Genomic DNA, 17,815 nt, shown 5'->3' with positions numbered 1-17,815 from the left:
TACGGCCCTAGGCTCCGAGCGTGAACGTCGGCGGCGCCCGGGCCTGGCACGCCGTCATCGCCGCCGTGGCGGTCACCGCCCTGGTGCTCCAGCTGGTCCTGGTCGTCCAGGGTGGGCGGGTGCTCGACGAGGCCGACCAGCCCGGTCTCGGCATCCGCCTCGGACGGCTGATCTCGTACTTCACCATCCAGAGCAACGTCCTGGTCGCCGTCACCAGCGTCCAGCTCGCGCGCGATCCCGACCGCGACGGTTCGACTTGGCGGGCCGTCCGGCTCGCCGCAGTCGTCGGCATCACGGTGACGGGGGTCGTGCACTTCCTGCTGCTCCGGCCGCTGCTGGACCTCGACGGCGCCGACTACGTCGCCGACAAGCTGCTCCACATGGTGGTGCCGGTGCTCGCGGTCGTCGGTTGGGCGGTGTTCGGCCCGCGCCCACGCATCGACCGCCGCGCCGTCCGCCTCGCGCTGTGCTGGCCACTTGCCTGGCTCGCGTGGACGCTCCTGGTCGGCGGGCTGTCCGGGTGGTACCCGTATCCGTTCCTTGACCCTCGCGAACCCGAGGGAGCGACCGGCGTCGTGGTCACCAGCGTGGGGGTCACGATCTTCTTCCTGCTGCTGTTCTGGGCGGCCGGGCTCGTGGACCGCCGCGCCAGGGAGGCGCCGACGCTCTAGCCCCAGGACTGGGTGACCCGGCCGACACCACCGGTCGCCGTCACCCGGGCAGACGCCCCGTTGACCAGCGGCAGGAACGGCTGGGTGTGGCCGATGTCGGCGTCGAGGACGACGGGCACATCGAGCATCCCGAGCGCGTCGGCGACGGCCTCGTGCTGGGTCATCTTCTCCGAGTCCGGAGCCGGCGTGCGCCCGATGACGACACCGTTGGCGTGCTCGAACCAACCGGCGAGCCGCAGGCCGTGCAGCATCCGCGCGACGTCGTAGGCGGGGTGCTCGCAGGCCTCGAGGTAGACGACCAGCCCCTCGTCTGCGTGGCGCCGGCCGAAGGCCGGCACGTCGGCGTAGGGCGTGCCCGCCATCGGGGAGACGACCTCGAGGCAGCCGCCGATGAGCACGCCTGACATCTCGGTGTCTCCGCCTCCCAGGACCGACCACGACGTCCGGCGGTCCAGCGTCATCTCGGCGACGACCGGGTCGGCCTCGTAGTCGTCCCACCCGTCCCGGGTCATTCCGGGGCTCGTCTGGGTCACCTCGCCGGTGGCTGCGGCCAGGTCGAGCCAGTGCAGGAGGCCGTCCGGGGCGGCGTACGCCGTGTCGGCGAGGTTCCAGCCGTGCAGCGTCGCCCAGCCGGAGCGGAGCGCGAGTGGCAGCAGGACCGAGCACATGTCGCTCCAGCCGACCACCCAGGTCGGCTCGACGTCGCGCAGCGCGTCCCAGTCGACCTGGTCGAGCAGGTCGATCGCGGTCTCGCCACCCCAGGGCGGCACCACGGCCGCGACCGCCGGGTCGGTGAGCATCGCCACCAGCTCGGCGGCGCGCTGTTCCTTGGGCGCGGAGACGACCTTCTCGTCTCCCATGCACTCCCCCACAACCACGTCGAACCCGCGATCGCGCAGCGAGGCGATCGAGGCCTCGACCCGCGGCCGGAGCCGGTCGCCGACGCCGCTGGACGGGGAGGTGACGCCGATCCGGGCGCCGGGCCGCAGGGGTCGGGGAAACCGGGTCATCGCCTCAGGCTGTCAGGCCCGTCAGCACCTCGCGAACGCTTTCCAGCCCGGCGCTCACCTCCGCGAACGACGTGGACAGTGGCGAGAGGCCGATCCGCAGGCCTCCGGGGTCGCGGTAGTCGGGAATGACGTCCCGCTCCCACAGGGCCGCGGTGACCTCGCGCATCAGCGGGTGGTTGAGGGTCACGTGGCTCCCGCGGCGGTCCGGGTCGCGCGGCGAGGCGAGCTCGACCCCGAGCGGGGCGAGCAGCTCGTCGGCCAGCTCCACGGCGTACGACGTGAGGGCGACCGACTTCGCGCGGATCGCGGCCAGGCCCGCCTCGCCCACGAGCGCGAGCATGTCCTCGAGGGCGAGCATCCCGACGATCGCCGGAGTCCCCGACAGGAAGCGGCGGATGCCCTGGGCCGGGACGTACGCCGGACCCATGAGGAACGGCTCGGCCGCCCCCATCCAGCCCTGGATCGGCTGGGTGAGCTCGCCCTGGAGCCGCTCGGCGACGTAGAGGAAGGCGGGCGAGCCGGGCCCGCCGTTGAGGTACTTGTAGGTGCAGCCGACGGCCAGGTCGGCGTCCCACGCGTCGAGGTCGACGGGCACCGCTCCGGCCGAGTGGCAGAGGTCCCAGAGCACCAGGGCGCCGGCCTCGTGGGCGATCGCGGTCAGTGCGGGAGCGTCGGCGAGCCACGCCGAGCGGTAGGCGACGTGGTTGAGGACCACCAGCGCGGTCTGCGGCCCCACGGCCTCGGACAGCAGCTCGACGGTGACGCCGGCCGTCGTGTCCACGTCGATCCAGCGCAGCGCGAGGCCGCACTCCTCGGCAACCCCGGCCGCGACGTAGCGGTCGGTCGGGAACTGGTCGCGGTCGATGACGATCTCGGTGCGCCCAGGCCGGGCGGCGACCGCGGCACGCATGAGCTTGTAGAGCAGGACCGTCGTGGAGTCGCCGACCGCCACCTGGCCCGGAGCTGCGCCGAGGACGATCCGTCCGAGCTCGTCACCGAGCCGGACCGGCTGGTCCATCCAGCGCTCGTCCCAGCCGCGGATGAGCCGTGTGCCCCACTGCTCCTCGACGAACGCCGCGAGTCGCGGACCGGTCACCCGGAGGGGGCGCCCGAGCGAGTTGCCGTCGAAGTAGACCAAGGGCGACTCCGCACCGACGAAGCGGCTCCGGTGGGCCGCGAGCGGGTCGGCCTCGTCGAGGTCATCGGCAAGCACCCGGCCTGTCTACCAGTCGCCGGAGCCCAGACCGGTCTCGAGCAGCGCGACCAGCTCCTCGGTCGTCCGGAAGGGGATGCGGGTGCCGGTCGCCACCTCGTCCACGACCCCGCGCAGGGTCGCCGGGGGCTCCGGTGGCGCTCGGTCGGGCGCCGGCGCGAGCTCCGCCAGACGGACGACGTACGTCTTCATGCCCTCAGCCAAGCCGTGAGGGTTCGCGTGGGATTCAGGCCGAAATCTCACGGTGCCTCCGTGAGGCGGCGAGGCTGCCCGCCCCACCACCGTGGACGGGTGACCTCCACGTTGCTCCTCGGGGAGCGCGCCCGCCCGGTGGCGGCCGCGTCGGTCCCTGCCACGCCCGCACTCGTGGTGCGCACACTCGGCTCCTTCGCCGTGCTGCGCGACGGCGTGCCCCTCTCGGTCAGCGACTGGCACTCCCGCAAGGTCCGAGACCTCTTCAAGATCCTGGTCGCCCGCAGGGGCCGGGCGCTGACCCGGGACGCCGTGCTCGAGCTGCTGTGGCCCGACAGCAGCGACCGCGACGAGCAGGTGCGCAGCCGCCTCTCCGTCACGCTCAGCACCCTGCGCCGGGTCCTCGACCCGGATCGCCGGTACGCCGTCGACCACTACGTCGTCGCAGACGGGCGGGCCCTCGCCCTGCGCACCGAGCACGCCCGTATCGACCTGGTCGGCTTCCTCGACACCGTCGCCCGGGCCGAGGACGCGGCGGACCGCGATGACTGGGGCGTGGTCGACCAGCTGCTCGCCGGCGCGCAGGCGGCCTACCCGGGTGACTTCCTTGAGGAGGACCTCTTCGAGGACTGGGCCGTGGACACCCGGGAGCACGCGCGTTCGGCCGCGCTGCGGGCCGGGCGGCTCAGGGTGGACGGAGCCCGGAGCCGCGCCGACCACGAAGGCGCCGCGCGTCATCTCGAGTGGCTGCTCGGGCTCGACCCCTTCGACGAACCGGCCTGGCTGTGGCTGCTCGACGAGCTTCGCGCGCTGCGCCGCCATGGGGAGGTCCGGCGACAGCACGCCCGCTACTCCCGCCGGATGCGGGAGATCGGAGTGGTCCCCCGCCCGCTCTGACTCCCTGATCCCGGCTCGCACGACCCGCCACGGCACCGGCGGGTTGTGGGACAGTACGCCGCGTGGACCTGCTCGGGAGGGAGGGGGACCTCCGCCACCTCGCTGACGCCCTGCGGCGGCTCGATGACGGAGAATCGTCGATCGTCCTCGTGCGCGGCGCCGCCGGGATCGGCAAGACCGCACTCCTGGCCGCCGCCCGCACCCTCGCGAACGAGTCCGGGGCCCAGGTGCTCCATGCCAGCGGCGGAGAGCTCGAGCGCGAGTTCCCCTACGGCGTCGTCCGACAGCTCTTCGAGCGGGTGCTGTGGTCGCTGACCGAAGCCGAGCGCAAGACCTTCCTCGCGGGCGCAGCCCGGCACTCGACGCCGATCGTGGCGCCGTACGTCGAGCACCCGGACGAGCCGAGCGACCCCTACGCCGTCCTCCACGGCCTCTACTGGCTGACGGTCAACCTGGCCGGCCGCGGCCCGCTGGTCCTGACCGTCGACGACGCGCACTGGGCCGACCCGTCGTCACTGCGCTTCCTGGGCCACCTCGGCCGCCGCCTCGAGGGGCTGCCGGTGCTCCTGGTCGTGGCACTGCGGCCCGGCGACTCCGACGCGGCCGACGACGCGCTGCGGGCTCTCGAGGTGGACGCCTCGGTGCTCGAGCCGGCGGCGCTGCCACCCGAGGTCGTGGCGTCCCTGCTGCACCGGACCTTCGGCGAGGACGCGGACCCGGCCTTCGTCGACGCCTGCCACCTCGCCTCGGGCGGCAACCCCTTCCTCGTCCTCGAGCTCGCCCGGGCCCTCGCGGGGGCCGGCCAGCGACCCACCGCCGAGGCCGCGCCCACGACCGCGGACGTCGCCCCGGCCTCGGTCGCCGACGCCGTGACCGCCCGCCTGACACGGCTGCCCGCGGGGTCCGCGGAGCTGGCGCAGGCGGTCGCCGTGCTCGGCGGCGGAGCGCGGCTGGACCTCGCGGCCGAGCTGGCTGGGCTCGAGCTGGACGCCGCCGCCCGGTTGTCCGACGGCCTGTACGCCGCGCACGTGCTGAGCCCCGGCCCGCCGCTGGCGTTCGCCCACCCCGTCGTGCGCAGCGCGGTGCAGGCGGCGATGAGCCCCGCCGCCCGGTCTGCCGCCCACGCGCGAGCGGCCCGGCTGCTCACCGCGGAGCGAGCCGACCCCGACACCGTCGCGACCCACCTGCTGGCCTGCGACCCGGCCGGTGACCCCGACCTCGTGGCCGCGCTGCGCCGGGCCGCCCGGCACGCCGCTGACCGCGGCGCCCCCGAGGCCGCGGCCACCTACCTGAGGCGGGCCCGGGAGGAGGGCGGCCCGGCCGCCGGAGATCCTGACCTGCTGTTCGAGCTCGCCCTCGCGGAGAAGCTGGCCCGCCACCCCGACGCGATGGACGACCTGCGCGCCGCCCTGCGCGCAGCGGTGCTGCCCGACGTCCAGGTGACCCTCGCCTGTGAGCTGTCCGAGACCCTCGCCACGACCGGCCAGTGGGCGGCCTCGCTGGCCGTGCTCGACGAGGTGCGCACCGCGAGCGCCCGCGACCCGGCGGCGTCGATCCGGCTGGAGACGCAGTTCGCGACCGTGGCCGCTTGGGACCCGACCCGGGTCACCGAGTTCGAACAGCGGATCCCCCACCTCCTCGACCTGCTCGCCCACGAGCCGAACACCTCCGGGCGGCTCGCCCTCACCGTGGCCGCCAACCTCAGCATGCGCGGCGGCGACGAGACCCAGGCCCGGCGGCTGCTCGACCAGGGCCTGGGCGACGGCCGCTTCCTGGCCGAGGAGGGGTGCGAGGCCCTGGAGCTGCAGCTGGCCGGGTCGGTCCTCGTCAACTCCGAGGACCTGGAGGGCGCCGACCGGTTCGCCGACCAGATCGTTGCCGAGGCCCACCGCCGGGGCTCGGCGTACGGGTTCTTCAACGGCACCATGCTGCGCGCACGTAGCGCGAGCCGCGCGGGCGACCTGATCCGGGCCACCGGCGACCTCCGGGCGGCGTTCGAGGTCGCCGACGAGCACGGGCTGGTCCTCGGGCTGGGCAGCCTGCTCATCTACGGCGGCGACACCATCGCCGAGCGGCCCGACCTCGACGACCTCGCCGGGCTCGCGCGGGGGCTGGGGGTGCCCGAGGCGCTGGAGGGCACTCCCATCGGGATGGTCCTCCACGCGGCCCGCGGACGGGCACGGCTGGTGGCCGGTGACCTCGCCGGTGCCGCCGAGGACTTCACCGCGATGGGCGCAGTCGCCGAGGCCGTCTCCTACCGGAACCCGAACGCGCTGGTCTGGCGCTCGCCGCTGGCGCTGGCGATCCGCGACACCGAGCCCGGGCGTGCCCGACAGCTGGTCGAGGAGGAGCTGGCCGACGCGCACCGGGTCGACCGCCCGCGGGCGGTCGGGATCGCCCTGCGCGCCCTGGGCGTGCTCGAGGGTGGTGACCTCGGGCTGGCGCGGCTCGGCGAGGCCGTCGAGGTGCTGGCCGGCAGCCCGGCCCGCCTGGAGCAGCATCGGGCGCTGTTCGAGCTCGGCAGCGCGCAGCGGCGCGCGAACCGCCGCAGCGAGGCGCGCGACACGCTGCGCGCGGCCCTGGACGGCGCCCGCCGGCTCGGCGCCCTGCGCCTGGCCGAGCGGGCGGAGCAGGAGCTGCTCGCCGCCGGCGCCCGCCCTCGGCGGGCCGGGTTGAGCGGGGTCGACGCGCTGACCCCGAGCGAACGGCGAGTCGCCCAGATGGCGGCGTCCGGGCTGAGCAACCCCGCCATCGCGCAGGCGCTGTTCGTCAGCCTCAACACGGTCGAGACGCACCTGCGCCACGCCTTCCGAAAGCTCGAGATCACCCGACGCACCCAGCTCCGCAGCCACCTCGACGCCTGACCGGACCGAGTACCGCTCGCGGACCGTAAGAATTCGTGAAGGTGCCGGGGTGAACATCCCCGCATGCCACTTCACCGTCCCAGGATCAGCGCGAGCTGGGCGATCACGACCGTCGCCCTCGTGCTCGCTGCGTCCTCCGGTGCCTACGCCGCCGGACTCGCCGCCAACAGCGTCTCGACCAAGCACCTGCAGAACAGCTCGGTGACGACCCAGAAGGTCAAGAACGGCACGTTGAAGGCGAAGGACTTCAAGCCCGGCACGCTGCTGCAAGGACCCGCGGGTCCGGCCGGCCCCGCGGGCCCCACAGGAGCAACCGGCCCTGCTGGTCCTGAAGGTCCCCAGGGCCCGCAGGGTCTCGGTGGGCCACAAGGTTCCCAGGGCGCGCAAGGTCCGCAGGGCCCACAGGGTCCCGCCGGCCCGGCGGGGACCGCGGTGGGCTGGATCCGGGTCAGCAGCTCGGGGACGATCTTGGACAGCTTCGGCCCGGCCGCCACGGTGACGAAACCCGGCACCGGCGTCTATTGCGTCAGCGGAGCCTTCGCGTCGGCGAGCGACGCCTACCTGTTCACCTTCGACAGCGTGTTCAACGGCCGCGGCTACATCAACACCCAGAACGGCAACAACAGCTGCCCCACCAACCAGATCCAGGTGCGGACCTACGACTCGGTCAACGACCTGCAGGACAACTACTGGACACTGGCGGCGCTGTGACCGACCGGCGTCCCCGGCCCAGCCCCACCTGGTCGTCGCCCTGCTCGCACTGGTCGTGGCCATGTCCGGCACCGCCGTCGCAGCGGTCTCGCTGGCGCGCAACAGCGTGGCGACCAAGCACCTCAAGAACAGCGCCGTGACCTCCAAGAAGGTCAGGGACGCCACCCTCAAGGCCAAGGACTTCGCCCCCGGCACGCTGCTCCGAGGGCCCGCCGGGCCCGCAGGCAGCCCCGGCGCCAAAGGAGAGACCGGTGCCCCGGGACCGCAAGGACCTCCCGGGTCTCCGGGTAGTGCGCGGGGAAGGGTCATGATCCTGTCCAGCGGCACCACGACCGGTGGAACCGGTGAGCTCGCGAACGCAACCGTGACGCATCCGAGCACCGGGGTCTACTGCCTCCTCGGCTTCGACCAGACCTACAACGGCTGGGCGGTGTCGATGCCCACCAACCCTGGCGACGCACTCGTGAACGACACACCCGGCGCCAAGTCGGGCTGCGGGCCCGACTTCGCCATCTCCATCCGCACCTACAACATCTCGGGCTCGCTGGCGGACCTCACCATCGTCCTGTCCCTGCTCTGATCCATCTCCAGTCGAAAGGAGACGCCATGCCCTCGCTCCCGCGCTTGCCGCTCGGCTGGGTGGTTGCTGTCGCCGCGCTGGTCCTGTCGGCCTCCGGGGGCGCCTACGCCGCGGGCCTGGCCGCCAACAGCGTCGGCACCCAGCAGCTGAAGAACCACGCAGTCACCGCCAAGAAGGTCAAGAACGGCACCCTCAAGGCGAAGGACTTCGCTCCCGGCACCCTGTTGCAGGGCCCGGCAGGGCCGGTCGGGCCGGCTGGGCCGCAGGGCCAGCCGGGTGCCGATGGTCCGCCAGGACCCGCGGGACCGGCCGGGTCCGCCGAGGCCTGGGTGACCGTGGCGAGCATGGGCGGGATCCTGTCCTCGGAGAACGCCACCGGCGTGACCGCAACCCGGATGTCCGAGGGCCGCTACTGCATCAGCCCCGAGTTCGTGGACGACCCGTTCGGGTCCTACGTGGCGGCCATCTACTCCCCCAACAACTCCGTCCATCTGAGCGTGTTCCCGTTCGGGAACGTCATGGGGTGCACCGACGGTGTCGTGGTCTACATCTTCGACGGGACCAACGACCCCTACGACGCCCCGTTCACGCTCGCGCGACTCTGACACTGATTCCACTCTGAACCGAGGAACGACCGTGCCCCTGTCCCGCCCCAGGACCAGCGCGAGCTGGGCCATCATCGTCGTCGCCCTCGTGCTGGCGGCGTCCTCCGGCGCGTACGCCGCCGGACTCGCCACCGGTAGCGTGCGCACCAAGCACCTGGCCGTCGGTGCGGTCACGGCCAAGAAGGTGAAGCCCGGCACCCTCAAGGCGGTCGACCTGCGCGCCGGCACCGTGCCGCGGGGGGCGACGGGCGCCGCCGGACCGCCCGGACCACCGGGACCGACAGGCCCCGCGGGCTCCGCGCGGGGCACGGCCAACGTCAACTACGACGGGACCGTCTACCAGTCGACCGGCGCGCTCGCAGGGATCACCGTCCAGCACGTCGGCACCGGGATCTACTGCATCCACGGAGCCGACCGCGGTCCGGACGACGTGTGGTGGGGCACCGGCTCCGACGGGTCCAAGGGGTTCGTCATCGTCGACGACTACTACGGCTGGGCCGACTGCGCCGCTTCCGCGGTCCGGGTCACCACCTATCTGCCCAACGGCAACCCCGCCGACTGGGACCTGGCGCTGGCGATGCTGTGAGGAGCAGGCCGATGAACTTCCCGTCGCTGCGCTTCCCCTCGCTGCGTCTCAGCACTGCGGTGACGCTCGCCGCGCTGCTGCTGGCCACCACCTCCGCGGCGTACGCCGCCGGCCTGGCCCGCGGGAGCGTGCACACCCGTCACCTCAAGAACGACGCGGTGACCAGCGCCAAGGTCAGGAACCAGAGCCTGACCGACGACGACCTGGCCGCGGGAGCGCTCCAGCCCGGCCCGACGGGCGCGCCGGGTCCGGGCGGAACGCCGGGACCGGTCGGTCCCCGGGGCACGGCTCGAGGCACGGCCCTGGTCAAGTCGACCGCCCTGGTCGAGCGCGCCACCGGGATCCTGGAGGACGCGACCGTCACCAAGCTGGCGGTGGGGTACTTCTGCGTCGACGTCCCCGCGCTGCCGTCGTACCCGGTGCCCGGCTACAACCCGCTCGCCGAGCCGTGGGTGGCGAGCGCGTTCCCCTACCCCGGGTTCGTCCAGATCGTCACCGACGTGTGGCTCTTCCCCTACACCTGCGACGACAACTCCTGGGCCGTGCTCGTCACCGGCCCCACCGGAGACCCGCTCGACTCCCCGTTCACACTCGCGCTGCTGTGAGGAGACCCAGGTGGACTCGATGACCGACACGCGTCGGGGCGGCGCGGCCGCCCGGTGGGCGGTCGCGGCCGTGGCCGTGGCCGTGGCGGCCTCCTCGGCCGCGCACGCCGCGGACCTGACCGCCAGGAGCGTGGGGACCAAGCAGCTCGCCAAGGGCGCGGTCACCTCGGGGAAGGTCAAGGACCACACGCTCCGTCAGGACGACTTCCGGCCCGGAGTCCTGGTGGGTGCGGCGGGTCCGGCCGGGCCCGCGGGGCCCGCCGGCCCGGCCGGTCCCTCGGGGCCGGCGCGCGGCACGGCCTACGTCCAGGGCGACGGCCAGCTGATCGCGGCTGCCGGAGAGCTCGAGCTCATCACCGTCTTCCAGCCCGAGGTCGGGGTCTACTGCATCGACAACACCCAGCCCGGGCTGGACACCTGGATGGTCGACACGAGCTTCCACGACCGCTTCATCACCGCGAACCCAAACCCCGGCACCCCCGCGGTGTGCGTCGGCTATCCCACCGATCTCCTGGTGAGGGTCTGGGATCTCGCCAACGCCCCCGCGAACGCCGGGTTCATCCTCGCGATCCTCTGACCCCTCGGTGGCGAGCCTGAAGGTTTCGCGAAGGTGGCTGCCGAGGATCGCGTCATGCGACTCCCATTCGCCAAGATCAGCCCGAGCTGGGCGATCACCACCGCCGCGCTCGTCATGGCCGCCTCCACCGGCGCCTACGCCGCCGGCCTCGCGGCCAACAGCGTCGGCACCCAGCAGCTGCAGCGGAACGCCGTCACGACCGCGAAGGTCAAGAACGGCACCCTCAAGGCCAAGGACTTCAAGCCCGGCACCCTCACCCAGGGACCCGCCGGCGCCACCGGAGTCGCGGGACCTGCCGGACCCACCGGACCTACCGGGCCCACCGGACCGACCGGGCCCACCGGACCGACCGGGGCCACCGGACCCTCGGGACCGCCCGGGGCCAGTGGACCGACCGGGCCCGCGGGTCCGGCCGGGCCGGCCGGCGTCATCCGCGGCAAGGCCTACATCCAGTCCAACGGCGTCGCGGTGGCCAAGACAGGGGTGTTCACGACCGCTGTCATCACCCATCCCGGGACCGGGATGTACTGCGTGCTGTTCGAGGACCCGTCGTCGTACGACGCCTGGTCGATCACCTTCGCCTACAACCAGTACACGGGCACCGTCGACGGCAACACCAACAACGTCGCGGAGTGCGGCAACAGCAACGCCGTGCTGGTCCTGGTCCGCGCCGTCAGCAACGGCAGCTACCAGGACGCCGGCTTCGCGCTGGCCCTCCTGTGACCGTCCCTACTGGTAGCTCACGAACTGCACCCTGGGCCGGATCCGGCGCACCTCGCCGGGCCGCATGAGCCGCCGGTCCTCGTCGTAGAAGAGCTTGAACCCGAGGAAGAACTGGCGCGGCCGGACGACCGTGTGGAAGGTGTCGAGCTTCTGGGCGGGGGTCCCGAAGCCGTCGACGTGCTGCACCATGACCAGGCCGGTGCGCGGGGCGATGTCGCCGATGTCCTCGATCATGTCGGTGCGGAACTGGTGCAGGACGAACAGCTTCTGCGGCAGCGCCTCGATCCTGACCAGCGTGCTGAGCCACTTCGAGACCCGGTTGACCTCGGTGGCGCTCACCGAGCCGATCCGCCGGCCCGGCACGCCGTGGCGGCCCATCCGCCACTCCGGGTCGAGCGCCAGGCCGACGTAGGGGTCCTCGAGCGCCCACTTCCAGCGGCGTACGGCGGAGAGGAACCCGGACCGGCCCGGCTGGATGTCGAGGAGGAGCAGCGCTCCGTGCTCGTGGGCCGCGTCGATGTAGCGCTGCACGTCCGCGCGGGCGATGTCGTGGCTGTAGTCGCCGTCCTTGCCGGGAGTGGCGTCGGCGATCGTGACGATGAGCTCGAAGACGAGCTGGACCTTGCTGTTCCGCCGCTCGAACGGTGCCGCCGCCGCGCGCAGCCGCCTCACCATCTTGTCCGGTGACCGCTCCCCCAGCACTCCGAGCGCGCCGCTGTTGGCGCTGCCGTAGTAGGCGACCAGGAAGCGCTTGTCGCCGAAGATCCGGGTCCGGCCTCCGGGCAGCGTCGCCGGCTCGGCGGGGGTCTCGACCGGCTCGGCCACCGGGGGTGAAGGAGGTGCCGACGTTGCGGGAGTCTCGACGGGCTCGACCACCGAGGGTTGCGTGGGGGACGGGGTTGCGGGGGTCTCGGCAGGCTCGACCACCGGTGCTTGCGTCTCGCTCGACCGGCCGGGTTCGACGCTGTCTCCCGAGTCCGCGGCCACGCTGGACAGCGCGAGCATGCCGACGAAGACCAGCGCGAGCAGGACCAGGACGGCCCACGTGCGTTCCTTCGACACCACCGGCTAGCCGGTGACGGCGCCGTGCGCCGCGGACTGAACCATCGCGGCGTACTTGCCGAGGACCCCGCGCGTGTACTTCGGGGGGTTGGGCGTCCACCCGTCCGCGCGCGCCTCGAGCTCCTCGGCGTCGACCTCGAGCTCGAGGGCGCGGTTGAGGACGTCCAGGGTGATCCGGTCACCGTCGCGCACGAACGCGATCGGTCCGGCGTCGACGGCCTCGGGGGCGACGTGGCCGACGCACAGGCCGGTCGTGCCGCCGGAGAACCGGCCGTCGGTGAGCAGCAGGACGTCCTTGCCGAGACCGGCGCCCTTGATCGCGCCGGTGATGGCGAGCATCTCGCGCATGCCCGGACCGCCCTTGGGACCCTCGTAGCGGATGACGACCACGTCGCCCGCGACGATCCGGCCGGCCGCGAGCGCGTCCATCGCGGCCCGCTCGCCGTCGAAGACCCGAGCCGTGCCGGTGAACACCGAGTCGTCGAAGCCCGCGGACTTGACGACGGCGCCCTCCGGGGCGAGCGAGCCCTTGAGGATGGTCAGCCCGCCGGTGGCGTGGATCGGCCGGTCGAGCTTGCGCAGCACGTCGTCGTCGAGCTGGGGCGGTGCGATGTCGGCGAGGTTCTCGGCCATGGTCTTCCCGGTGACGGTGAGGCAGTCGCCGTGCATCAGCCCGGCGTCCAGCAGCGCCTTCATCACGACCGGGATGCCGCCGACCTTGTCGACGTCGTTCATGACGTACTTGCCGAACGGCTTGAGGTCACCGATGTGGGGGACCTTGTCGCCGACCCGGTTGAAGTCGTCGATGGTCAGGTCGACCTCGGCCTCCCGGGCCATGGCCAGCAGGTGCAGCACCGCGTTGGTGGATCCACCCAGGGCCATGACGACGGTGATCGCGTTCTCGAACGCCTCGCGGGTCATGATCTGGCGCGCGGTGATGCCCTCACGCAGCAGGTTGACCACGGCCTCGCCCGAGCGGTGCGCGAACCCGTCGCGGCGCCGGTCGACGGCCGGCGGCGCCGCGGACCCCGGGAGCGACATGCCGATCGCCTCGGCGACCGCGGCCATCGTGTTGGCGGTGTACATGCCGCCGCAGGCACCCTCGCCCGGGCAGATGGCGCGCTCGATCTTGTCGACCTGCTCGCGGCTCATCTTGCCGGCGAGGCACGCGCCGACCGCCTCGAAGGCGTCGATGATCGTCACGTCCTGGCCGTCGACCTGGCCGGGCATGATCGAGCCGGCGTAGAGGAAGACGCTGGCCAGGTCGAGCCGGGCCGCGGCCATCAGCATGCCGGGCAGCGACTTGTCGCAGCCGGCCAGCAGCACCGAGCCGTCGAGCCGCTCGGCCATCATCACCGTCTCGACCGAGTCGGCGATCACCTCGCGGGACACGAGCGAGAAGTGCATGCCCTCGTGGCCCATGGAGATGCCGTCGGAGACCGAGATCGTGCCGAACTCCAGCGGGTAGCCGCCCGCGGCGTGCACGCCGTTCTTGACCGCCTGCGCGAGCCGCTGCAGCGACAGGTTGCAGGGGGTGATCTCGTTCCAGCTCGACGCGACGCCGATCTGGGGCTTGGCGAAGTCGTCGTCGCCCATGCCGACCGCCCGCAGCATGCCGCGCGCCGCAGCGCGCTCGAGGCCGTCGGTGACGTCGCGCGAGCGCGGCTTGATGTCGGGTCTGGTCTCCCCCTCGGTCATGTACCGGAGGGTAGCCCGACAACACCTCTACGCTTTCACGGGTGACCGTGGACTGGGCCGGCTACGCCGCCGTGCTGTTCGACCTCGACGGTGTGGTGACCCCCACGGCCGAGGTACACATGCGAGCCTGGTCGGAGATGTTCAACGCCTACCTCCAGGCCCAGCCCGGCCAAGCGGCCTACACCGACGCCGACTACTTCGCCCACGTCGACGGCAAGCCGCGCTACGACGGGGTGCGCGACTTCCTGGTCTCGCGGGGCATCCCCGCGCCGGAGAGCCTCGTGGTCGAGCTCGGCGACCGCAAGAACGCCGCCTTCAACGTGGTGCTGGCGCGTGACGGGGTGACCGCCTACCCCGGCTCGGTGACGTTGCTCGACCACCTGCGCGGCCTCGGCATCCCGCTGGCCGTGGTGTCGTCGTCGGCCAACGCGCCGGCCGTGCTGGCCGCATCCGGGCTGGCCGACCGGTTCGCGGCCGTCGTCAGCGGGAGCGTCGCCAAGCAGCGCGGCCTGCCGGGCAAACCGGCGCCGGACACGTTCGTCTACGCCGCCGAGGTCCTGGGGGCGACGCCCGCGACCTCAGTGGTGCTGGAGGATGCGGTCTCGGGGGTCCGCGCGGGACGGGCGGGCGGCTTCGCCCTGGTCATCGGGGTGGACCGCGGCGCCGGCGCCGATGTGCTCACCGAGGCCGGTGCCGACCTGGTGGTCGCGGACCTGCTGGAGCTGGTGCCCCGGGAGGTCGGGCGTTGAGCGCGCGGGCGATCCCGGACGACCCGATGCCGCGCTCGCGGTTCCCGGTCGACCCGTGGCGGCTGGTCGAGACCCAGCACGACCCGGACGACCTCGGGGTCACCGAGACCCTGTTCACGGTCGCCAACGGCTATCTGGGCATGCGCGGCAACCCGGACGAGGGACGCGACGCCTTCGCCCACGGCACGTTCGTCAACGGCTTCCACGAGACCTGGGACATCCGGCATGCGGAGTCGGCGTTCGGCTTCGCCCGCACCGGCCAGACCATCGTCAACGTCCCGGACGCCAAGCTGGTCAAGCTCTACGTCGACGACGAGCCCCTCAACCTGACCATGGCGGACCTCGAGCACTACGAGCGCTCGCTGGACTTCCGCGACGGGGTGCTGCGGCGTTCGCTGCTGTGGCGGACCCCCTCGGGCAAACGGGTGCTGGTCGACTCGACCCGGATGGTGTCGATGACGCAGCGTCACCTGGCGGTCATCACCTTCGAGGTGACCGTGCTGGACGGCGACGCACCGATCGTCATCTCCTCCCAGCTGCTCAACAGACAGGACGGCAAGGACGAATACCACGACGCCGACCGGTCCATGGGCGAGGGAGCCGACCCACGGAAGGCCGCGGCCTTCGCGGACCGGGTGCTGCTGCCTCGGCTCCACTACGCGCGCGAGGACCGGATGCTGCTGGGCTACCAGTGCGCCAACTCGCTGATGACGATCGCGGTCGCGGCCGACCACTGGGTCGACTCCGCAGACGAGGTGGAGACCGTGCTGCGCGAGGACGAGGACCTCACCAAGATGGTGTTCCGGGTCGAGGCCACGCGCGGCAACACCATCCGGCTGGTCAAGGCCGTGGCCTACCACACCTCCCGCGGCGTGCCCGTCCGCGAGCTGTCAGACCGGTGCGACCGCACCCTGGACCGGGCCGCCCACCACGACGTCGCTCACTACCACGCCGAGCAGCGCGCCTGGTTCGACGGCTTCTGGGCCGGCTGCGACGTGCAGGTCACCGCGGCCGAGGGCCGTCCGCAGAGCGACGAGCTGGCCATCCAGCAGGCGATCCGGTTCAACCTCTTCAGCCTCGCCCAGGCCAGTGCCCGGGCCGACCAGCAGGGCGTCTCGGCCAAGGGCGTCACCGGCTCGGGCTACGAGGGCCACTACTTCTGGGACGCCGAGGTCTACGTCGCGCCGTTCCTCACCTACACGATGCCGCCCGTCGCCAAGAACCTGTTGCACTTCCGCAGCCTGATGCTGCCGGCGGCCCGGCGCCGGGCCCGCGAGATGGCGCAGAGCGGGGCGCTCTTCCCCTGGCGCACCATCAACGGCGAGGAGGCGTCGGCCTACTACGCCGCCGGCACCGCCCAGGTGCACATCGACGCCGACATCGCCTACGCGATCGTGCAGTACGTCGCCGCCACCGGCGACCACAGCTTCCTGGTCCGCGACGGGATCGACATCCTGGTCGAGACGTCGCGGATGTGGGCCGACCTCGGCTTCTGGCGCAGCAACGGTGGCGAGCCCACGTTCCACATCCACGGGGTGACTGGGCCGGACGAATACACGACGGTGGTCAACAACAACCTGTTCACCAACGTGATGGCGCGCTACAACCTGGAGCAGACCGTCGCCGCGCTCGACTGGATCAAGCGCGAGAAGCCGACGGCGTACGGCCAGGCCGTCGCGAGGCTCGGGATCGAGGACGACGAGGTCGAGGAGTGGAGCCGCTGCGCCGCCGGCATGCACATCCCCTTCGACGAAGGGCTGGGCATCCACCCGCAGGACGACTTCTTCCTCGACCGCGAGGTCTGGGACCTCTCGCAGACCCCCGACGACCTGCGACCCCTGCTGCTGCACTACCACCCGCTGGTGATCTACCGCTTCCAGGTGCTCAAGCAGGCCGACGTGGTACTCGCGCTGTTCCTCCAGGGTGACCGCTTCACCGCGGAGGAGAAGCGTGCCGACTTCGAGTACTACGACCCGATCACCACTGGCGACTCGACCCTGTCGGCGGTCGTGCAGTCGATCATCGCGGCCGAGGTCGGCTACCACGAGGAGGCGTGGGGCTACTTCCTGCAGGCGCTCTACGTGGACCTGATGAACCTGCACGACAACACCGTCGACGGGCTGCACGTGGCCTCGGCCGGCGGGGTCTGGGGAGCGCTGGTCTTCGGGTTCTCCGGCCTGCGCGACACCGGCGGACGGCTGTCCTTCGACCCGCGGCTACCGGACGTCTGGAGCGAGATCACCTTCCCGCTCTGCTGGCGCGGCCACCGGCTCCGGGTAGCCGTGTCCGAGGACGCACTGGAGATCACCTCGGAGGGCGAGGGCGAGGGCGCGGAGGTCGAGATCACCGTCCGCGGCGCGAAGCACGTGCTGCGGGCCGGCGGGACGCTCCGGGTCGAGCTCGACGGGCACGGCGAACGGATCGACGGCACCCTCGGGGACGCTCCGCTGATCGGGGGCACCCGGGCCGACGGCACGATGATCACCGCCGGGGTTCCGGAGCCGATCCCGTTCGCGGACCACCAGCAGCTGTCGCCGGCCGACGTGCCGCTCGTCGACCCACCGATCGTCGACCCGTCGCTACCGGCCTGACTCGGCGAGTGCCTTGAGCTGAGCCAGGCCCTTCTCGAAGTCGGGACCGACCATCTTGTCCATCGACATGAACCGGAAGACCAGCTTGGCCAGGCCCGCGTGCGCACCGGTCATCCGCCAGGCCACGTCGGTGCCACCGTCCGCGCCCGTTCCGGTGGGCGTGAACGTGATGTCGACGTGGTTGGTGGCCTTGAAGGGTTTGAGGAACGCGAGCTCGATGTCGATCCGCTCGGGCGTGGAGCCCTTGATCTCCATCGACCCCTCGCCGGCCTTGCGGTTGCCGGCCCAGGCGTAGCGCGCCCCGACCCCGGCATCGGCGCCGGAGAAGGTGCGCGTCATATCGGGGTCCACGTCCTCCCAGGGGGACCACGTCGGCCACTGGTGGAAGTCGTTGACCAGCGCGTGCACGCGGGCGGGGTCGGCAGCGATGGACGTCCTGCGGATGACCTCGAACTGGGCGCTCACCCGCCCATCATCACCC

18 protein-coding genes are annotated in these 17,815 nt (G+C 72.3%); 12 read left to right on the top strand and 6 right to left on the bottom strand.

Going from position 1 to position 17,815, the window contains the following annotated elements; translation table 11 throughout:
- Nucleotides 1–20: 20 nt before the first annotated feature.
- Complete coding sequence (locus ACYVC6_RS09145) at nucleotides 21–671, top strand: Pr6Pr family membrane protein (RefSeq protein WP_460713156.1); 651 nt, start codon at nucleotides 21–23, stop codon at nucleotides 669–671.
- Here the strand turns inward: ACYVC6_RS09145 and ACYVC6_RS09140 are convergent.
- The 3 genes from ACYVC6_RS09140 to ACYVC6_RS09130 are packed head-to-tail and all read right to left on the bottom strand — an operon-like array spanning nucleotide 668 to nucleotide 3,086.
- On the bottom strand, nucleotides 668–1,681 hold the full coding sequence (locus ACYVC6_RS09140; RefSeq protein WP_460713154.1) for a S66 family peptidase: 1,014 nt from the start codon (nucleotides 1,679–1,681) through the stop codon (nucleotides 668–670). The two genes, ACYVC6_RS09145 and ACYVC6_RS09140, sit on opposite strands and share 4 nt — an antisense overlap.
- 4 nt (nucleotides 1,682–1,685) lie before the next feature.
- The gene (locus tag ACYVC6_RS09135) at nucleotides 1,686–2,894 is read right to left on the bottom strand and encodes a kynureninase (protein ID WP_460713152.1); all 1,209 of its coding nucleotides are present in this window, start codon (nucleotides 2,892–2,894) and stop codon (nucleotides 1,686–1,688) included.
- 9 nt (nucleotides 2,895–2,903) lie between these two features.
- Nucleotides 2,904–3,086, bottom strand: coding sequence for a hypothetical protein (locus ACYVC6_RS09130; RefSeq protein WP_460713150.1), 183 nt, complete (start codon nucleotides 3,084–3,086; stop codon nucleotides 2,904–2,906).
- A gap of 99 nt (nucleotides 3,087–3,185) precedes the next feature.
- Between ACYVC6_RS09130 and ACYVC6_RS09125 the strand changes: the two genes are divergently transcribed.
- The 9 genes from ACYVC6_RS09125 to ACYVC6_RS09085 all read left to right on the top strand — a co-directional run bounded on the left by ACYVC6_RS09125 (nucleotide 3,186) and on the right by ACYVC6_RS09085 (nucleotide 11,234).
- The gene (locus ACYVC6_RS09125; RefSeq protein WP_460713148.1) at nucleotides 3,186–3,983 is read left to right on the top strand and encodes an AfsR/SARP family transcriptional regulator; all 798 of its coding nucleotides are present in this window, start codon (nucleotides 3,186–3,188) and stop codon (nucleotides 3,981–3,983) included.
- A 62-nt stretch (nucleotides 3,984–4,045) separates the two neighbouring features.
- The gene (locus ACYVC6_RS09120; protein ID WP_460713146.1) at nucleotides 4,046–6,847 is read left to right on the top strand and encodes an ATP-binding protein; all 2,802 of its coding nucleotides are present in this window, start codon (nucleotides 4,046–4,048) and stop codon (nucleotides 6,845–6,847) included.
- 63 nt (nucleotides 6,848–6,910) lie between these two features.
- A complete protein-coding gene (locus ACYVC6_RS09115; protein ID WP_460713144.1) occupies nucleotides 6,911–7,558 on the top strand; it encodes a hypothetical protein in 648 nt (215 codons plus the stop codon).
- 61 nt (nucleotides 7,559–7,619) lie between these two features.
- Complete coding sequence (locus ACYVC6_RS09110) at nucleotides 7,620–8,138, top strand: hypothetical protein (RefSeq protein WP_460713142.1); 519 nt, start codon at nucleotides 7,620–7,622, stop codon at nucleotides 8,136–8,138.
- A gap of 26 nt (nucleotides 8,139–8,164) precedes the next feature.
- Complete coding sequence (locus tag ACYVC6_RS09105; protein WP_460713140.1) at nucleotides 8,165–8,743, top strand: hypothetical protein; 579 nt, start codon at nucleotides 8,165–8,167, stop codon at nucleotides 8,741–8,743.
- A gap of 31 nt (nucleotides 8,744–8,774) precedes the next feature.
- A complete protein-coding gene (locus ACYVC6_RS09100; RefSeq protein ID WP_460713138.1) occupies nucleotides 8,775–9,329 on the top strand; it encodes a hypothetical protein in 555 nt (184 codons plus the stop codon).
- Nucleotides 9,330–9,340: 11 nt separating this feature from the next.
- Nucleotides 9,341–9,934: a hypothetical protein gene (locus ACYVC6_RS09095; protein ID WP_460713136.1), complete on the top strand. Its 594-nt coding sequence runs from the start codon at nucleotides 9,341–9,343 to the stop codon at nucleotides 9,932–9,934.
- Between the two features lie 19 nt (nucleotides 9,935–9,953).
- Entirely contained in the window at nucleotides 9,954–10,511 is a 558-nt protein-coding gene (locus tag ACYVC6_RS09090; protein WP_460713134.1) for a hypothetical protein, read from the top strand.
- A 54-nt stretch (nucleotides 10,512–10,565) separates the two neighbouring features.
- Nucleotides 10,566–11,234, top strand: a complete 669-nt coding sequence (locus ACYVC6_RS09085; protein ID WP_460713133.1) for a hypothetical protein — start codon at nucleotides 10,566–10,568, stop codon at nucleotides 11,232–11,234.
- Between the two features lie 6 nt (nucleotides 11,235–11,240).
- Here ACYVC6_RS09085 and ACYVC6_RS09080 read toward each other — a convergent pair whose 3' ends face one another.
- Nucleotides 11,241–12,296: a hypothetical protein gene (locus tag ACYVC6_RS09080; RefSeq protein ID WP_460713131.1), complete on the bottom strand. Its 1,056-nt coding sequence runs from the start codon at nucleotides 12,294–12,296 to the stop codon at nucleotides 11,241–11,243.
- 6 nt (nucleotides 12,297–12,302) lie between these two features.
- Nucleotides 12,303–13,994 carry a dihydroxy-acid dehydratase gene (gene ilvD / locus ACYVC6_RS09075; protein ID WP_460713129.1) on the bottom strand — a complete coding sequence of 564 codons (1,692 nt, stop codon included), beginning with the start codon at nucleotides 13,992–13,994 and terminating at the stop codon, nucleotides 12,303–12,305.
- A 47-nt stretch (nucleotides 13,995–14,041) separates the two neighbouring features.
- Between ilvD and ACYVC6_RS09070 the strand changes: the two genes are divergently transcribed.
- Together ACYVC6_RS09070 and ACYVC6_RS09065 are read left to right on the top strand one after the other, a co-directional pair.
- Nucleotides 14,042–14,743 (top strand): HAD family hydrolase, encoded by a 702-nt coding sequence (locus ACYVC6_RS09070; RefSeq protein WP_460713341.1) that lies wholly within the window; start codon nucleotides 14,042–14,044, stop codon nucleotides 14,741–14,743.
- 26 nt (nucleotides 14,744–14,769) lie between these two features.
- Nucleotides 14,770–17,334: a glycoside hydrolase family 65 protein gene (locus tag ACYVC6_RS09065; RefSeq protein WP_460713339.1), complete on the top strand. Its 2,565-nt coding sequence runs from the start codon at nucleotides 14,770–14,772 to the stop codon at nucleotides 17,332–17,334.
- On the opposite strand, the gene ACYVC6_RS09060 is transcribed toward ACYVC6_RS09065, so the two are convergent.
- Nucleotides 17,323–17,799, bottom strand: a complete 477-nt coding sequence (locus tag ACYVC6_RS09060) for an SRPBCC family protein (protein WP_460713127.1) — start codon at nucleotides 17,797–17,799, stop codon at nucleotides 17,323–17,325. The genes ACYVC6_RS09065 and ACYVC6_RS09060 overlap by 12 nt on opposite strands.
- Nucleotides 17,800–17,815: the final 16 nt, after the last annotated feature.

Source organism: Nocardioides dilutus, assembly GCF_054779555.1.
The sequence above is the reverse complement of the archived record's forward strand: the minus strand, read 5'-3'. Positions and strand labels throughout refer to the sequence as shown.